General features: G+C 67.1%; 14 protein-coding genes. 13 read left to right on the top strand and 1 reads right to left on the bottom strand.

The window, feature by feature from the left end; translation table 11 throughout:
* Positions 1-19: 19 nt before the first annotated feature.
* The 10 genes from ACR9ZJ_RS15090 (at position 20) to ACR9ZJ_RS15135 (ending at position 11,197) form a co-directional block, all read left to right on the top strand.
* Positions 20-670: a type IV pilus inner membrane component PilO gene (locus ACR9ZJ_RS15090; protein WP_481281630.1), complete on the top strand. Its 651-nt coding sequence runs from the start codon at positions 20-22 to the stop codon at positions 668-670.
* Entirely contained in the window at positions 667-1,194 is a 528-nt protein-coding gene (locus tag ACR9ZJ_RS15095) for a pilus assembly protein PilP (RefSeq protein ID WP_481281629.1), read from the top strand. The genes ACR9ZJ_RS15090 and ACR9ZJ_RS15095 overlap by 4 nt, the downstream gene beginning before the upstream one ends.
* A 19-nt stretch (positions 1,195-1,213) precedes the next feature.
* Positions 1,214-3,481, top strand: a complete 2,268-nt coding sequence (locus tag ACR9ZJ_RS15100) for a type IV pilus secretin PilQ (protein ID WP_481288200.1) — start codon at positions 1,214-1,216, stop codon at positions 3,479-3,481.
* A 192-nt stretch (positions 3,482-3,673) separates the two neighbouring features.
* On the top strand, positions 3,674-4,087 hold the full coding sequence (locus ACR9ZJ_RS15105) for a hypothetical protein (protein WP_481281627.1): 414 nt from the start codon (positions 3,674-3,676) through the stop codon (positions 4,085-4,087).
* A 111-nt stretch (positions 4,088-4,198) separates the two neighbouring features.
* Positions 4,199-5,191: an AAA family ATPase gene (locus tag ACR9ZJ_RS15110; RefSeq protein ID WP_481288201.1), complete on the top strand. Its 993-nt coding sequence runs from the start codon at positions 4,199-4,201 to the stop codon at positions 5,189-5,191.
* Positions 5,188-6,108: a DUF58 domain-containing protein gene (locus ACR9ZJ_RS15115; RefSeq protein ID WP_481281625.1), complete on the top strand. Its 921-nt coding sequence runs from the start codon at positions 5,188-5,190 to the stop codon at positions 6,106-6,108. The genes ACR9ZJ_RS15110 and ACR9ZJ_RS15115 overlap by 4 nt, the downstream gene beginning before the upstream one ends.
* A complete protein-coding gene (locus ACR9ZJ_RS15120; protein ID WP_481288202.1) occupies positions 6,108-6,617 on the top strand; it encodes a DUF4381 domain-containing protein in 510 nt (169 codons plus the stop codon). Before ACR9ZJ_RS15115 ends, ACR9ZJ_RS15120 begins: the two co-directional genes overlap by 1 nt.
* The gene (locus ACR9ZJ_RS15125) at positions 6,610-7,593 is read left to right on the top strand and encodes a VWA domain-containing protein (RefSeq protein ID WP_481282729.1); all 984 of its coding nucleotides are present in this window, start codon (positions 6,610-6,612) and stop codon (positions 7,591-7,593) included. Before ACR9ZJ_RS15120 ends, ACR9ZJ_RS15125 begins: the two co-directional genes overlap by 8 nt.
* Entirely contained in the window at positions 7,590-9,494 is a 1,905-nt protein-coding gene (locus ACR9ZJ_RS15130; protein ID WP_481288203.1) for a VWA domain-containing protein, read from the top strand. The genes ACR9ZJ_RS15125 and ACR9ZJ_RS15130 overlap by 4 nt, the downstream gene beginning before the upstream one ends.
* On the top strand, positions 9,491-11,197 hold the full coding sequence (locus tag ACR9ZJ_RS15135) for a BatD family protein (RefSeq protein ID WP_481288204.1): 1,707 nt from the start codon (positions 9,491-9,493) through the stop codon (positions 11,195-11,197). The genes ACR9ZJ_RS15130 and ACR9ZJ_RS15135 overlap by 4 nt, the downstream gene beginning before the upstream one ends.
* Before the next feature lie 3 nt (positions 11,198-11,200).
* Here the strand turns inward: ACR9ZJ_RS15135 and ACR9ZJ_RS15140 are convergent, their stop codons facing one another.
* On the bottom strand, positions 11,201-11,707 hold the full coding sequence (locus ACR9ZJ_RS15140; RefSeq protein ID WP_481281621.1) for an O-acetyl-ADP-ribose deacetylase: 507 nt from the start codon (positions 11,705-11,707) through the stop codon (positions 11,201-11,203).
* 79 nt (positions 11,708-11,786) lie between these two features.
* Here ACR9ZJ_RS15140 and ACR9ZJ_RS15145 point away from each other — a divergent pair, with 79 nt between their 5' ends.
* The 3 genes from ACR9ZJ_RS15145 to ACR9ZJ_RS15155 all read left to right on the top strand — a co-directional run.
* Positions 11,787-12,248 (top strand): MarR family winged helix-turn-helix transcriptional regulator, encoded by a 462-nt coding sequence (locus ACR9ZJ_RS15145; protein WP_371022576.1) that lies wholly within the window; start codon positions 11,787-11,789, stop codon positions 12,246-12,248.
* A gap of 120 nt (positions 12,249-12,368) precedes the next feature.
* Entirely contained in the window at positions 12,369-13,502 is a 1,134-nt protein-coding gene (locus ACR9ZJ_RS15150) for an efflux RND transporter periplasmic adaptor subunit (RefSeq protein WP_481281620.1), read from the top strand.
* A gap of 10 nt (positions 13,503-13,512) precedes the next feature.
* Positions 13,513-16,592 (top strand): efflux RND transporter permease subunit (locus ACR9ZJ_RS15155; protein ID WP_481288205.1); only part of this gene is annotated, 3,080 nt, incomplete at its 3' end.

Genomic DNA, 16,592 nt, shown 5'->3' on the forward strand with positions numbered 1-16,592 from the left:
CCCCGGCAGGAGCCAAGCCATGAAATTCTTCGACGACCTGCGCAATCTCGATCGCCACAACGTCGGTGGCTGGCCGAAGTCGATCAAGCTGTTCTTCACCATCCTGGTGTTCGCGGTGGTGCTGCTCGTGGGCTGGTATTTCCAGATCAGCAACCAGCAGGACGACCTCACCAATGCCGAGGGCCAGGAAGACCGGCTGAAGACCGAGTTCTCGCAGAAGCAGGCCAAGTCGGCCAACCTCGAGGCGCTCGAACAGCAGCTGTCGGACATGCAGGACATGCTGCGCACCCTGCTGCGCCAGCTGCCCAGCAAGACGGAAATGCCGGAACTGCTGATCGACATCTCGCAGACCGCGTTGGCCGCGGGCATCGAGACGGAGCTGTTCCAGCCCGGTCCGGAAACGCCCAAGGACTTCTACGCGGAAAAGCCGATCACGCTGCGCATGATCGGTACTTACCACCAGTTCGGCACCTTCATCAGTGGCGTGGCCTCGCTTCCGCGCGTGGTCATCCTGACGCTGCACGATGTCTCGTTGAGCCCGAAGGAAGCGAAGGACGGCAAGGTGGGTTCCGGGCAACTCGTCCTCCAGGGCACGGTGAAAACCTACCGCTACCTCGACGACGACGAGACACCCAAGCCTGCGCAGACGGTGAAGGGGAAGAAGCGATGACACGAGCACACGCCATCCTTCGGCCCGTGGCCCTCGCGTTGTTCGCGGCCCTGGCGCTCGCCGGCTGCACGCGCGGCACGTCGGACCTTCGTGAGTGGGTCGATGCCGAAAAGCACAAGAAGGGCGAGCCGATCCCGCCGTTGCCGGTGATCCGCACGTTCGAGACGTTCGCCTACCAGGACCAGGGTGCCCGCGATCCATTCAGCCCGAGCACGGCGGAAATGGACACGAGTGCCGCGAATGGTCCGCGCCCGGATGAGAACCGTCCGAAGGAACCGCTGGAAATGTTCTCGCTAGACAGCCTGAAGATGGTTGGCACGGTCGGTGCCGGTGCCAAGCTGGAGGCACTCGTGAAGGACCCCGGTGGGGTGATCCATCGCGTTCACCGAAATGAGTACATGGGGCAGGCCTACGGCCGTATCACGGCCGTCGGAGAGGATCGGATCGATCTGGTCGAGCTGGTGCCGAATGGCAGCGGCGGCTGGATGGAGCGCCCGGCAAGCATCGCGGTCGGCGAAAAATAAGAACTCGGGGATGACGCACATGACGACCAAACTCAATCTGCCGGGTAGCGCGCGCCATCGGCCGCGCCGCTGGATCCTCGGCGCCGTGCTGGCCTTGTCCGGAGCTTTCGCTGGCACGGCGGCAGCCGCCAACGCCTTGCAGAACGTCACCTACGACGCGCAGCCGGGAGGCCGCATCGAGTTGACCCTCGCCTTCGCGGACGCCGCGCCGGAGCCGAAGGTCTTCACGACCAGCAACCCGCCGCGTATCGCGATCGACCTGCCGGATACGACCAACGCGTACAGCACCCGTCATCTCGACATCGGCAAGGGCGCCACGTCAGGCGTCTCGGTGGTGTCGGCCGGAGGCCGCACCCGCGTCACGATCGAATTGTTCCGCGATTCCGCCTACAAGACGCGCGTGCAGGGCAATAACCTGATCGTCACCGTGAACAACGGCCCGAGCAGTGCCACGACGACGACCGCGACCGTGTCCGACCCGACCAAGGCGCTGCCATCCAGCGCCGGCGTACCCGTGTCGAACATCGATTTCCGTCGCGGCCAGAACGGCGAGGGACGCGTGCTGGTGACGCTCGGCAGCAGCGCCTCCACGCCGGAGATGCATCGCGAAGGCGATCACGTCATCGTCAGCTTGCCCGGTTCGAGCCTGCCGCCGAAGCTCGCCCAGCGCCTCGACGTGCTCGACTTCGCGACGCCGGTGCAATCCATCGAGCCCACCTCTCGTCCGGGCGGTGCCCGCCTGGATATCCGCACCAAGGGCGAGATCGAGATCTCGGCGTACCAGAACGGCACGGAATACGCCGTCGAAGTGGCACCGAAGAAGGCCGCCGCGCCGACGGGCAAGAACGCGAAGGGTCAGGAGCCGACGTATTCGGGTTCGCGCCTGACCTTCAACTTCCAGGACATCCCGGTGCGGTCCGCCTTGCAGCTGATCGCCGACGAAGCCAAGCTCAACCTCGTCGCTTCCGACAGCGTCGGCGGCAGCGTCACCCTGCGCCTCGTCAACACCCCGTGGGACCAGGCGCTGGACGTGATCCTGCGTGCCAAGGGCCTGGACAAGCGCCGCAGCGGCAACGTCGTGTGGATCGCGCCGCAGGCGGAACTGGCCAACTACGAGCAGAGCCTCGCCGACGCCCGCCAGAAGGCCCAGGAGTCCGCGGAACTCATTTCCGACTACATCCCGATCAGCTACGGCAAGGCCGAGGACATCGCCAAGCTGCTGACCTCCGGCAGCATGCAGGGCGGCGGCGGGTCGACCGGCGGTAACACGACCCGCGGTTTCCTCTCCCCGCGCGGCAGCGTCTCCTTCGACGACCGCACGAACACCCTGCTGATCAACGACACGCCGGACAAGATCCGCGACCTGCGCGAGCTGATCGGCACGCTCGACCGTCCGGTACAGCAGGTGCTGATCGAATCGCGCATCGTCGTCGCCACCGACCAGTTCACCCGCCAGCTCGGTGTCCGCTGGGGTGCGCAGGCGTTCAACCATAACAACGCCAACCAGATCGTCGGTACCACGCCGAATCTGAGCGGCGGCACGGACGGCACCGGCACCGCCGGCCTGGTGACGAGCGTCCGCAACAGCGACGTGAACTACGCCAACGCGGTGAACCAGTACAACGCCAGTGGCGGCACCGGCAACCTGCCGACGCGTGACGCTTATGAGCTGCCCGGCGGTTACAACGTGAACCTGCCCGTTTCGAATCCGGCCGGCAGCATCGGCCTGGCGATCCTCGGCGCCAACTACCTGGTCGACCTCGAACTCTCGGCGGCACAGACCGAAGGTCGCAGCGAAGTCATCTCCAGCCCGCGCGTCATCACCGCCAACCAGCAGGAAGCGGTGATCAAGCAGGGTACGCAGATCGGCTACGTGACCTACCAGGCCTCCAGCACGGGCGGCGGCGCCTCGAACGCCACGGTCCAGTTCAAGGATGCGGTGCTCGAACTGCGGGTCACCCCGACGATCACGGCGGATAGCCGCGTGTACCTGAAGATCAACGTGAAGAAGGATGCCCTCGCCGGCAACACGCCGTCTCCGGGCGGTGGCTTCGTCCCCTCGATCGATACCCGGGAGATCAACACCTCGGTGCTGGTCGACAACGGCCAGACCGTGGTCCTTGGCGGCATCTACGAGATCACCAAGTCGAACACCACGGACAAGGTGCCCGGCCTCGGCGACATCCCCGGTCTCGGCGTGCTGTTCCGCCGTACCAACCGCGGCAACAACAAGGCCGAACTGCTGATCTTCGTCACGCCGCGCATCCTGAGCGATACGTTGCAATAAGCTCGCGCTCACCGGCTTGTCTGAACGCCCGCGCTTGTCGCGGGCGTTTTTTTACGGCGTCAGTTATGTGATGCGGCGCATGTCGCGCGGTGCGGTAGCGCGCTACCTTCGCGAGGTTGTCAGGGATCCAGATCTCGGGGTGATTCAAAGAGGCCATCGTCGTGATGGTTTCCCACAATCGTGAGGTTTGACATGACGTTCAACGGAAAGAACTTGCTGTCCGGTCTTCTCTTCGCCGCCGTGGCCTTCGCCATGTCCGGTGCCGCCTCCGCCACCACGGTACCGGGCACGGGACAGAACGGGGCGCCGACCCTGTCGGGCTGCCTGTCCGATACGCTGCCGGCTCAGATCACTTCAGGCTGGATCCAGACCAACCAGGGTTATCGCTCGCCGTGCTCGGCGCCGGGCAGCATTCCGGGCGTGAACTGGCAGGAGATGACTTATTTCGTCGATCTCCCGGTCGGCTCGACACTCGATGTCTGCTTGTCGTTCGGCTACCCGACGGGCTGGGCCGTCGTCTCCCAGCGCAAGGACGCCAGTCGCTGCGGTTATTTCCAGGGCCAGGTGTTCTCGAACAACGTCGTAACCATCCGTCGTAACTCGTAAGGAAAACGCCGCCACCGGCAGGGGCGCCCAGGGGGCCCCCTGCCGGTGGTTGGCTAAACTTCTCGCCGCGAGTGTGGTCTCATCAGCCATTCCGCGTTACGAGTTACCCAGATGACCACATCGCTAACCGATGCAACGCCTCTTCAGGCGGCCTTCGTTCGTCTTCGCGAGGAACTGGCGCGCGGCATCATCGGCCAGCCGCACTTGGTCGAATGCCTGCTGATCGCCTTGCTGGCCGATGGCCACCTGCTGGTGGAGGGCGCGCCCGGCCTGGCCAAGACCACCGCGATCAAGGCCCTGGCGACGCGCGTGGAGGCCGATTTCCACCGCATCCAGTTCACCCCGGACCTGCTTCCCGCCGACCTGACCGGCACGGACATCTTCCGGCCGCAGACTGGTGGCTTCGAGTTCGAGCGGGGGCCCCTGTTCCACAACATCGTGCTCGCCGACGAGATCAACCGCGCGCCGGCCAAGGTGCAGTCGGCCCTGCTCGAGGCCATGGCCGAGCGGCAGATCACCATCGGCCGGCGCACCTGGCCGTTGCCGGACCTGTTCATGGTCATGGCCACGCAGAACCCGATCGAGCAGGAAGGTACCTTCGCCTTGCCGGAAGCCCAGCTCGACCGCTTCCTCATGCACGTGACGATCGGTTACCCGGATGCCGACGCCGAGCTGGCGATCCTCCGCCTTGCCCGCGAGCAGGCACGGCAGGCGCTGCATCCGGTGCCGCCGCCGTCGCACATGCTGCGTCCCGCCGATGTGTTCGCCGCGCGCGACGCGGTGCTGGACGTGCACATGGCCGAACCGCTGGAGTTGTATATCACCCAACTCGTGGTCGCCTCGCGCGAAGCCGGCAAATACGGCGCCGAACTGGCCCGCTGGATCGCCTGGGGCGCCAGCCCGCGTGCGACGATCGCGCTCGACCGCTGCGCCCGCGCACGGGCGTGGCTTGCCGGCCGCGACTACGTGGTACCGGACGACATCCATGCCATCGCGCACGAGGTGCTCCGCCACCGCGTGCTGCCGAGCTACGAGGCCGAAGCCGAGGGCGTGCGCATCGACGCCGTGGTCGACCGCTTGCTGGATCTCGTCCCGTTGCCGTGAACGCCACCGCACCCATCGCCGATGGGCGCGTCCGTGTGTCGCTCCCGGAACTGATCGCCTTGCGCTCGCGTGTCGCCCGTGCGCCCGCGCCACCGGTGGTCTCGCGCGCGCAGCGCAGTGGCCAGAAGCCATCGCGGCTGCACGGGCGCGGCATGGACTACGCCGAATCCCGCGTCTACCAGGCCGGCGACGATGTGCGCCGCATGGATTGGCGGCTGACGGCGCGCAGTGGCGTCGCGCACACGAAGTTGTTCCAGGAGGAGCGCGAAGGGCGCTTGCTGATCCTTCTGGATACGAACGCGAGCATGCGTTTCGGAACGCGCACGCGCTTCAAGTCCGTGCAAGCGGCGCGCGTGGCCGCCATGGCCGCGTGGTATGCCGTGCGCGGTTCGGATCGCGTCGGCGTGCTGGCTTTCGGTGGGCAACGACAGTTGTTGCGTCCCCAGGGCGGTGCGCGCGGCGCGCTCGCGGTGGCAGGCGCCATCGCCACCTGGGACGGCTTGCCGCCAGGCGACGACGAGACCCTTTCCGCCGCGCTCCAGCGAGCGGGCAGGTTGATGCACGGCGCCTCGCGGGTGCTGCTGGTCAGCGACGGCTTCGCGGTGGACGAGGCGGCGCGAGGCCGGATGCTCGGCCTCGTCGCGAAGGCCGAGGTCGCGGTATTGGCCGTGGCCGATCCCCTCGAACTCGGTGAACCCCCCGCAGGGCGCTATCCGTTCGCCCATAAAGGCACGCACTACGACGTAGTCCTGCATGGCGACCGCCAACGCGCCGATTTCGCGCGCGGCCTCGGCGAGGGCAATCGCCGCCTGACCGAGCTTTGCACGGGCCTGGGCCTGCGCCAGCGCACGCTCGACACAAGTGCCGATCCACTCGACGCCGTCGTGGCTCTTCTTGGAACGGCGAGGGGGCGTTGATGCCAGACAACGGACCCGAATTGCGTGACATCCACGTGCCGCAGGTATCGATGTGGTGGCCGTTGGCGCCCGGTTGGTGGTTCCTGCTCGCTTTGCTCGCCGCGCTGGTCGTGGGCGTGGCGATTTTCCTGCGTCGGCGTGCGGCATGGCGGCGCCACGTCGACGCGTCATTGTCGGATCTGCGTGAGGCCATGGCGAGATACGCGACGGACGGCGACAAGCCAGCTTTCGCGGCGGCGGCAAGCGACCTCGTTCGTCGCGTCGCCCGAAGCCGTGACGCAAGCAGCGTGACGAAGTCCGGACAATCGTGGCATGACGCCCTGGCCGCCATGGTGCCGAACCACGATGTCGGCACCCTCGTCGCACTGGACACCGCGAAGTACCGGCGCGACGTGGATCTCGACGTCGCAGCCACGGCGCGCGACGTGGAAACGTGGGTGCGTGCGGCCATGCGGCGCCGAGCTGCCGTGCACGGGCGTCGCGGGAGGCGTGATCATGTCGCTGCCTGAGTTCGCGTGGCCGTGGATGTTCCTCGCCCTGCCATTGCCGTGGCTGCTGCGCCGCGTGCTGCATCCGGTGAAGCCGGCGCAGGCATTGAACCTGCCGCAGCCGGGGCTCGTGCTCGTGCAGGCCTCGTTGACGAAGGCACCGTTCTCCGCGACGGTGTTGCTCGCGCTCGCGTGGCTCTGCCTGGTGGCCGCCGCCGCACGCCCGCAGCACCTGGGCCCGCCGGAACCGCAGCGGCGCAGCGGCCGTGCCACCATGCTCGCGGTCGACCTTTCCGGAAGCATGTCGCTCGACGACATGCAGTTGGCCGGCCGGATGGTGACGCGCTTCGCCGCCGTGGAAGCGATCGCGGGTGACTTCATCGATCGCCGGGCCGGCGATGAACTCGGCTTGATCCTGTTCGGCTCGCAGGCCTACCTCGTCACGCCGCTTACCTATGATCTCGACGCCGTGCGCGCACAGCTGCATGGCGCGGTGGTGGGTTTGCCAGGGCGCGAGACCGCCATCGGCGACGCACTGGCGGTGGCGGTGAAGCGGTTGGCCGACATGCCCGAGCAGGCACGCGTGGTCGTGCTGCTCACCGACGGTGTCAACAACGCCGGCTCCATCGCGCCACGCGAGGCGGCTCGCGCCGCGAAAGCGGCGGGTGTGCGTGTCTACACCATCGGTATCGGCGCGAACGCCATGCGCGTGCCCGATTTCTTCGGCAGCCGCGTGGTTAATCCCTCCGCCGACCTGGATGTCGGCATGCTCACCGACATCGCCAACCAGACCGGTGGCCGTTTCTTCCGGGCCACCGATACCAACGAACTGGCCGACGCCTATCGGGCCATCGACGCACTGGAGCCCGTGCCGCAACAGGGTGCGTCACTGCGGCCGCATGACGAACTGTTCCGCTGGCCATTGCTCGCCGCGCTGGCGTTCTTCGCGCTCGCGGCCCTGCCGCGTTATGTGTCGGGTGGAAGGGTGGCCACATGAGCCGGTGGCTTGCGGATTTCCATTTCATCGAGCCGCGCTGGTTGTGGTTGCTGGTGCTCGTTCCCGTCATCGCATGGCTGGTCGGGCGCCGCTCCGGCGAGGAACGCGTATTGGCCCGCCTCGCCGATCCCGCGCTGCTGCCCTACCTGCTCGATGGCACGCCATCGGCGTCGCGCGCACCGGTCGTCGCCTTCGTCACCGCCGCTTCGCTCGCCATCCTCGCACTGGCGGGACCGGCGTGGGACAGGCAAGCGCAACCCTTGTTTGCCGAGCGTGCCGCGCAGGTGGTCGTCGTGTCGATGTCGCCGCACATGTCATCGCGCGACGTGGTGCCCGACCGGTTGAGCCGCGCCCGTTACAAGGTGCGTGAACTCTATGCCGCCAACCGCGACGGCATGAACGCCCTGATCGCCTATACGGGCGAACCCTTCACGGTGGCGCCCCTCACGACCGACGCGCACAGCGTGGATGACTTGCTCACCGCGCTGGCGCCCGACACCATGCCCGTGGAAGGCGACCATCCAGGAAAGGCGATCGATCAGGCGGCCGAGTTGATCCGTCACGCCGACTTGCGTGGTGGCTCCATCGTGCTGGTGACCGATCGCGCCGATGCCGAGGCCGTCGCCGCCGCACGTCGCGCGCGCGTGTCGGGCGACAGGGTATCGGTGCTGGGTATCGGCAGCACGCGCGGCGGGCCCATCGCCGCCGACGACGGGGGATTCCTGAAGGACGAGCGTGGCGCCATCGTGATGGCTCCACGCGACGACGCCTCGCTGGCCGCCGTCGCCGAGGCCGGTGGCGGGCGTTACATGCCGGTGGCCGACGATACGTCCGACGTGACCGCGCTTGCAGGCCTGTTGCAGGGCGAAGGCGATGGCAAGCCGGTCGAAGGGGCCGCCTCCGGCCAATGGCAGGATCGCGGACCGTGGTTGCTGCTGCCCCTGTTGCCGATCGTGGCACTGGCGTTCCGTCGCGGATGGTTGCTGGTGCTTGCCTTGGCCGTGTTGCCACTATCGCCCGCGCGTGCCGACGGCGTCGTCGATGCGTTCCGCACGCGCGACCAGCAAGCCGCGCAGGCGCTGGCCCAGGGCGATGCGAAACGCGCCCAGGCACTGGCGCGAAATCCAGGGCTGCGTGGCGCCGCGGCCTATCGCGCCGGCGACTACGCGGCCGCTGAAGCGGCGCTCGCGCATGGCACTGACAGCGATTCGCAATACAACCTCGGCAACGCGCTGGCGAAACAGCAGCGCTACCAGGACGCGCTCGCCGCGTACGACCGCGCGCTGAAGGCGAACCAGGGTAACGCGGACGCCGTCGCCAATCGCAAGGCGGTGGCCGACTTCCTGAAGCGGCAGCAAGAGGACAAGCAACGCGACCAGGACAAGAAGGGCGGCAAGGGGCAGCAGGACAAGAACCCGCAAGGCCAATCCGGCGACAAGGACCAGCAACAAGGCCAGGATGACGGCAAGGAAGGTCGCAACGGCGAGAGCGGCCAGCAATCCGGTGCCGACGGCAAGGAAGGAAGCGACCAGCAAGGCGCGAAAGACAAGGCCGGCGAAGGGGAGGGCGACGATCGCGGCAAGGACAACGGCAAGGCGCAGGCGCCGCAGGGCGACGCGGCGGCGAAGTCCCAAGCCGAGCAGGCGCAGGCGAAGCAGGCACAGGAAGCGCTCAAGCAGAAGATGGACGCCGCGCTGGCAGGCCAGCGTGACGCGAAGGAAGGCAAGGATGGCGATCAGGCGCACGACCTTGGCGTGGTATCGGATAAGGATGCGTCGTCCAAATTGCCGCCCGACGTACAGCGTGCCCTGATGCGCGTGCCGGACGATCCCGGTGGCTTGTTACGGAGGAAGTTCATGCTCGAGTATCAACGGCGCCACGGCGCGGAGCCGGAAGAATGAGACCGCGTCGGTTCCTGTCGTGCCTCTTGCTGGGTTGCGTGCCGCTGTTGGCCTGGGCGCAGGCCGCGGCACCGGTGGCTTCGCTCGACCGTGGCAAGATCGGTCTCGGCGAGACCGTGACATTGAACATCGAGATCGGCGACGAGACATCCAGCGCACCGGATCTTTCGCCGTTGACGCCGGACTTCGTCGTACTGGGCACGTCCACCAACCACTCGTTGAGCATCGTCAACGGTCGCCGGGAATCGCACACGATCCTCGGCATCGCCCTGCGTCCCCGTCGCGAAGGCCATCTCACCGTGCCTTCACTGGTCATCGCGGGGCAGAGCACCCAGCCGTTGCCGCTCGACGTGTCCGCGTCCAACGACGCCGGCAGCGCCGCGGCGGATCGTCCCGTCGTGCTGGAAGGAAAAGCCGAGCCGTCGCAGGCGTATGTCGGACAGCAGATCGACTACACGCTGCGCCTTTACTTCGCGGTGAACCTCGCGGACGGCCAGTTGGGTGACCCGTCCGCTGAAGCCGCCGAGGTGCGCCGCATCGGCCAGGACGCGAACTACCAGACCATGCGTGGCGGCCGGCGGTTCAACGTCGTCGAGCGGCACTACGCGATCTTTCCCCAGCACGCGGGCACGCTGGAAATCCAGCCGCCGACGTTCCAGGGCACGGCGGTGGACCCGACGGACGCGAACTCCTTCTTCGGCGCCGGGGAGCCCATCAACGCCGTGGCGGAACGCGCGCGCGTCGACGTACGCGCCCGGCCTGCCTCGGCGGCCGGTGGCGCATGGATTCCGGCGCGCGAACTCAAGCTGTCGCTCGATGGCATGCCGGCCGACGGCAAGGCGCGCGTGGGCCAGCCGATCACCCTGAACATGCGCCTGGAGGCCACGGGCATTCCCTTCGAGGCCTTGCCCGCGCTCTCCCTGCCGAAGCTGGATGGCGCGGACGTTTATCCCGACAAGGCCGTGACCGGCGGTGGCAGCAGCGGTTCGTGGGTCACCGGGCGGCGCCAGCAAAGCTTCGCGGTGGTACCGACGCGTATCGGCACTCTGCATATTCCAGAGACGACGCTGCACTGGTGGAACGTCGTCTCCGACAAGGCCGAAGTGGCAGTCGTGCCCGCGCAGGACATCGTCGTCGGCGCGGGCTCCGGAACCGCGGCGCCGGTGCCCGCGGGCCCGTCCCAGGAAGCTCGTGCGTCGGCACCGGCGCCTGCGTCGACGACGGGCGTGGCGCCATCGCCGCTTGCCGGCGCGGGGATGCCCTGGCGCTGGCTCTTCGTCGCCGCCTTGGTGTTGTGGCTGGTCACGCTCGCCGCGTGGTTCGTGTTCGGCCGCCGGCCTCGGCGCGGTGCTTCGTCGACCGGCGCTTCCACGGATCCCGGCGTTCCGGCCATCACCCGCGAACGCCCGGCGCAGGAGTATTTCCTCAAGGCCGCGGCGGGCGACGATCTCGCCGCCACGGAGCGGGCCCTGCTGCAATGGGCACGCATCGTGCGGCCGTCCATCCGCACGCCGGGCGAACTTTCCGTGGCCCTGCGCGAGGGCGTGCAACGGGATGCGATCGCCGCCTTGCAGCGCGCCCGCTTCGCCGGGGGCGAGCATCCGGCCGGCCAGTTGCGCGATGCTTTCGCCAAGGGATTCGACTGGTTGGAGCCACCGGCGGTGAACAGAAGCGATGGCCTCCCGCCGCTCTATCCTCGCTAGGACCTACAGCAGCCCCGCGTATGCCCGGGTCATCGCGTCGCCGAAGGTGCAGAAAACCACCCGAGCCGGAACCCATTCGGCGGTACGCAAGGCTTCGACGGCCACGTTGGCCGCCGCGCTGGCGGGATAGCCGTAGACGCCCGCGCTGATGGCCGGAAAGGCGATCGATTCCACCTGGTGCGCGCGGGCCAGCTTGAGGCAATTCGCATAGCACGCCGCCAGCAGGTCGGCCTCACCATCCTCGCCCCCGCGCCAGACCGGCCCGACCGTATGGACCACGAACCGTGCGGGCAGGGCGAAACCAGGGGTGATCCTGGCCTCTCCGGTCGGGCAACGGACGCCGGGGCGAACCTCGGGAATGGCCCGGCAAGCGGCCAGCAAGGCCGGCCCGGCCGCCCGATGGATGGCACCGTCCACGCCGCCACCGCCCATCAGGGACTCGTTCGCCGCATTGACGATGGCATCCACCGCCAGGGTGGTGATATCGGCCTGGATCACCTCGAAAGCCATAGGATTTTCTCCTTGTGACGGCTCGCCGGCATTTAGTTACGATGACAACCTGTCAGTTCTATTAATGCAGCCGAAGGTTATGGCCGACCAGCTCAAAGTTGAAGACATCTCGTTCGCTTACCTCATCAACGACGTGACCTTGCTCTTCCGCAAGCACTTCGATCGGCGAGCGGTGCGCTTCGGCCTGACCCGCGCCCAATGGCGTGCCCTCAAGGCCCTGCATCGCCGCCCCGGCATGCGTCAGAACGAACTGGCCGAACAGCTGGACATGGAGCCGATCGCGGTGGGCCGCGTCATCGACCGCCTCCAGGCCGCCGGCTTCGTCGAACGCCGGGCCGACCCCAAGGATCGCCGGGCCTGGCGGCTGCACGATACCGAGCAGGCGCGCGGTGTCATCGACGACATGGAAGATATCGCCCGAGGCCTGCGCCGGGACGCCACCCAGGGGATTTCCACGGCCGACCTGCAGACCATGCTGGCCGTCCTGGACCGCATGAAGGAAAACCTGCAAGGGCTCGACGGCCCAGGCGAAGAAAGCTGAGCCCCCGGGTCAACCGGCCGACAACCATGTGCGTTAGCTTTTACGGATATCCGTCCTGAAACCAACGACCGCGTTCCCCAGCGCGGCGACCGGGCCCTCCAGGGTTCGGCCGGAGCCCAGATGCAGCGATCCCCAGGGAAGAAACTCATCCTCATCGTCGGCCTCGTGGCTGTCGTGGCCCTTGGTGTCGGCCTCTGGCGTCACGACGCCGGGAGCGAGGATGTGCCCAAGGCGGGGGCATCCACTCCCGCCGGGGTCCCGGTCGCCACGGCGGTGGCCACGCAGGGAGAGATCGACCTCTCCCTGAAGGTGATCGGCCGCGCCGAAGCCTATTCGACGGTGAACGTGCGCTCCCGGGTCAACGGGCAGCTGGAATCGCTGGCCTTCACGCCGGGCAGCCATGTGAAGAAGGGCGACCTGCTCGCTCGCGTGGACCAGCGCCCGTTGAAGGCCGCCTACGATGAAGCCCAGGGCAATGTCGCCCGCGACCAGGCGCAGCTGGTGAAGGCGGAGGCGGACCTGGAGCGCTACCAGAACATGCTCGGCAAGGGCTTCGTCAGCCGTGCCGATTACGACCTGTACAAGGCCAACCTGGGCGTGGCCCGCGCCGCGCTGGAGAGCGATCGTGCCGCGGCCCGTGCCGCGCGGACCCAATTGGAATTCACCACCATCGTCGCGCCGTTCGATGGCGTGACCGGCGCGCCGCTCGCTTATCCCGGTGCCACGCTGAGCGCCGACACCACCGACATCGTGGTGTTGAACCAGGTCGACCCCATCCGCGTGGCCTTCGCCATTCCCGAGGACAGCCTCGCCGCCGTGCGCAATAGCCTGCGTCGCGGGCCGCTGCCCGTGCACGCGAAGATTCCCGGCGACGATGGCGAACCGCTGACGGGCGAACTGGAATTCATCGACAACGCGGTGGACGCCACCACGGGCACGATCGTCCTGAAGGGACGCTTCGCGAACGCGGACGGGCGGCTCACGCCGGGTCAGTTCGCCGAGGTGACGCTGCCGACCACGCGCCTGATCGACGCGATCAGCATCCCCGTGGTGGCGTTGCAGAGTTCGACGGCGGGCACCTTCGTCTTCGTGGTGAAGCCGGACGACACGGTGGAGCAACGCACGATCGTCACCGGCGCGACCAGCGCGGATCGCGTGGTCGTCGACAAGGGCCTGCAGGCGGGCGAGCGCGTCGTCACCGAAGGCCAGATGCTGCTCGTCGACGGCGCCCGCGTGCGCGTCGACAAGGGCTGAGGGCGATGCCATGAACCTGCCGGAACTCTGCATCCGCCGGCCCGTGATGACCACCTTGCTGATGGCGGCGCTGGTCATCTTCGGCATCGCGGCCTATCCCAGGCTGCCGGTCAACGAACTGCCCAACGTCGATTTCCCGACGATCAACATCAGTGCCAGCCTTCCCGGGGCCTCTCCCGAGACGATGGCCTCGTCGGTGGCGACGCCGCTCGAAGCACAGCTGTCCACCGTCGCCGGCATCGATTCGATGACCTCGTCCAGCTCGCTGGGCTCGACCACGATCACGGTCACCTTCGCGCTCGATCGCAGCATCGACGGTGCGGCGCAGGATGTGCAGGCGGCCATTTCCGCCGCGCAGCGCCAGTTACCGCAGGACATGCCCACCCCACCGACGTATCGCAAGGTGAATCCGGCCGACGCGCCGATCCTCTTCCTCACCATGCAATCGTCCACGTTGCCGCTGTCCACGGTCGACGATTACGCCGAGACGGAACTGGCCCAACGCCTGTCGATGGTCGATGGCGTGGCCCAGGTGAACGTCTACGGGTCGCAGAAATACGCCGTGCGCATCGCGGTGGACCCGGACAGGCTCGCCGCCACCGGCATCGGCATCGACCAGATGCGCGAGGCGATCGCCGCGGCCAACGTCAACAAGGCCACGGGTTCGCTCAATGGCAGGCGCCAGTTGCTGTCGATCCGTTCGGACGGCCAGTTGATGCGAGCCGCCGACTATGGCCAGGTGGTGGTCGCCTATCGCAACGGTGCGCCCGTTCGTCTTTCGGACATCGCCGTGCCACGCGACAGCGTGCAGGACGACCAGAAGGCCAGCTGGTTCAACGGCAACCGTTCGATCACCCTGGCCATCCAGCGACAGCCTGGTGCGAACACGGTGGAGACGGTCGACAAGATCCTTTCCTTGCTCCCCGCGTTCACGGAAACGCTGCCGCCTTCGGTGAAACTGAGCGTGATGTACGACCGTTCGGAATCCATTCGCGATTCCGTGCACGACGTGCAGTTCACCCTCGTGCTCGCGGGCATCCTCGTGGTGCTGGTGATCTACCTGTTCCTGGGCAATGCCTCCGCCACGTTGATCCCGGCCGTGGCGCTACCCATCTCGGTGCTCGGCACCTTCGGCGCGATGTTCGCGCTGGGCTACAGCCTCGACAACCTTTCCCTGCTGGCGCTCACGCTCGCCGTGGGCTTCGTGGTGGACGACGCGATCGTGATGCTCGAGAACATCATGCGTCACATCGAGCATGGCGAAGCGCCCTTCGACGCCGCCGTGAAAGGTGCCAACGAGATCGGTTTCACGATCTTCTCGATGACGCTTTCGCTGGTCGCGGTGTTCATCCCGGTGATGTTCATGGGCGGCATCGTGGGCCGCCTGTTCCATGAATTCGCCGTGGTGATCAGCGTATCGATCCTGATCTCCGGCTTCGTTTCCATCACCCTCACGCCCATGCTGTGCAGCCGCTTCGTCAAGGCGCACGACCATGCGAAGCGCAGCTTCATCGTGGTCTGGTTCGATCGCGGGTTCTCGGCCGTGACGACTGGTTACACGCGTTCGCTGGCCTGGTGCATGAACCATCCGCGCACGGTGGTGGGCGTGTTCGCGCTCAGCCTGGCCGCGACCGCGCTGCTCTTCGTGATCGTCCCCAAGGATTTCATCCCCGCCGGGGACAGCGGCCAGTTGCGCGTCACGACCGAAGGCCCGACCGACATCTCCTTTGCCGCGATGTCCGCGCGCCAGCAATCGCTGGCCGACATCGCGCGAAAGGACCCGAACATCGAAGCGGTCATGTCCAGCGTGGGTGCCGGCGGAGCTCGCGCCACCGTGAATTCGGGTTCGATGCTCCTGCGCCTGAAGGATCGGAGCGAACGCGGGCACACCACGCCGGACGAGATCATCCAGGAACTGCGACACAAGTTCGCCGAGGTGCCCGGCATCCGCACCTATATCCAGAACCCTCCGGCGATCCAGATCGGTGGCCGCCAGTCCAAGGCGCAATACCAGTACACGGTGCAGTCGACCGACCTGCATGCGCTGTACGACTGGTCGGGCAAGCTGGTCGCCGCCTTCCAGAAGCTGCCCGGATTCCAGGACGTCACCACCGACCTCGACCTCAACAGCCCGTCGATGGTGGTGACGGTCAATCGCGACAAGCTCGCGCCGCTGGGCCTCACCATGGACCAGGTGCAGACGGCGCTGGGCACCGCGTTCGGCGAGAACCAGATATCCACGATCTACGGAGCCGCCACGCAATACTGGGTGATCCTGCAAGTCGAGCGGCGCATGCAGGACGATCCGGCCGTGTTGTCGAGGCTCTACGTCACCTCGGACAGTGGCAAGCTGATACCGCTCAACACCGTGGCGAGCTTCGAACGCAAGCCGCAGGTACTGACGGTGAACCACCAGGGGCAGCTGCCAGCGGTCACGGTGTCGTTCAATCTCGCCCCGGGCGTGTCGCTGAGCGACGCGGTGGCGAGCATCGATCGCGCGACCACGGAGATGAAACTGCCGCCGACCCTGAGCGGCAGCGTGCAGGGCACGGCGCAGGCCTTCCAGGATTCGGTCAAGGGCATGGGCCTGCTCCTGCTGCTGGCCGTGTTCGTGATCTATCTCGTGCTCGGCATCCTCTACGAGAGTTTCATCCACCCCCTCACGATCCTCTCGGGCCTGCCCGCCGCTGCGGTCGGTGCGCTGCTGACGCTGGTGATCTTCAAGGCCTCGCTCGACCTGTTCGCCTTCGTCGGCATCATCATGCTGGTGGGCATCGTGAAGAAGAACGCGATCATGATGATCGACTTCGCGCTGGAACGTCAGCGCGAGGGAGGCGCCACGCCGTTCGACGCGATCTACGAGGCCTGCCGCGTGCGTTTCCGGCCGATCATGATGACCACGATGGCGGCCTTCGCCGGTACGTTGCCGATCGCGCTGGGCATCGGCGCGGGCGCGGAAACCCGACGCCCGCTGGGCCTGGCGGTGGTGGGTGGCCTGGTGGTGTCGCAGATCCTGACGCTCTACCTCACGCCGGTGATCTACCTCTACATGAATCGCCTGCAAGACCGCCTGGCCCCGGCGAAGAAACT

This window comes from Luteibacter sp. KNZ12-1A, assembly GCF_056755675.1.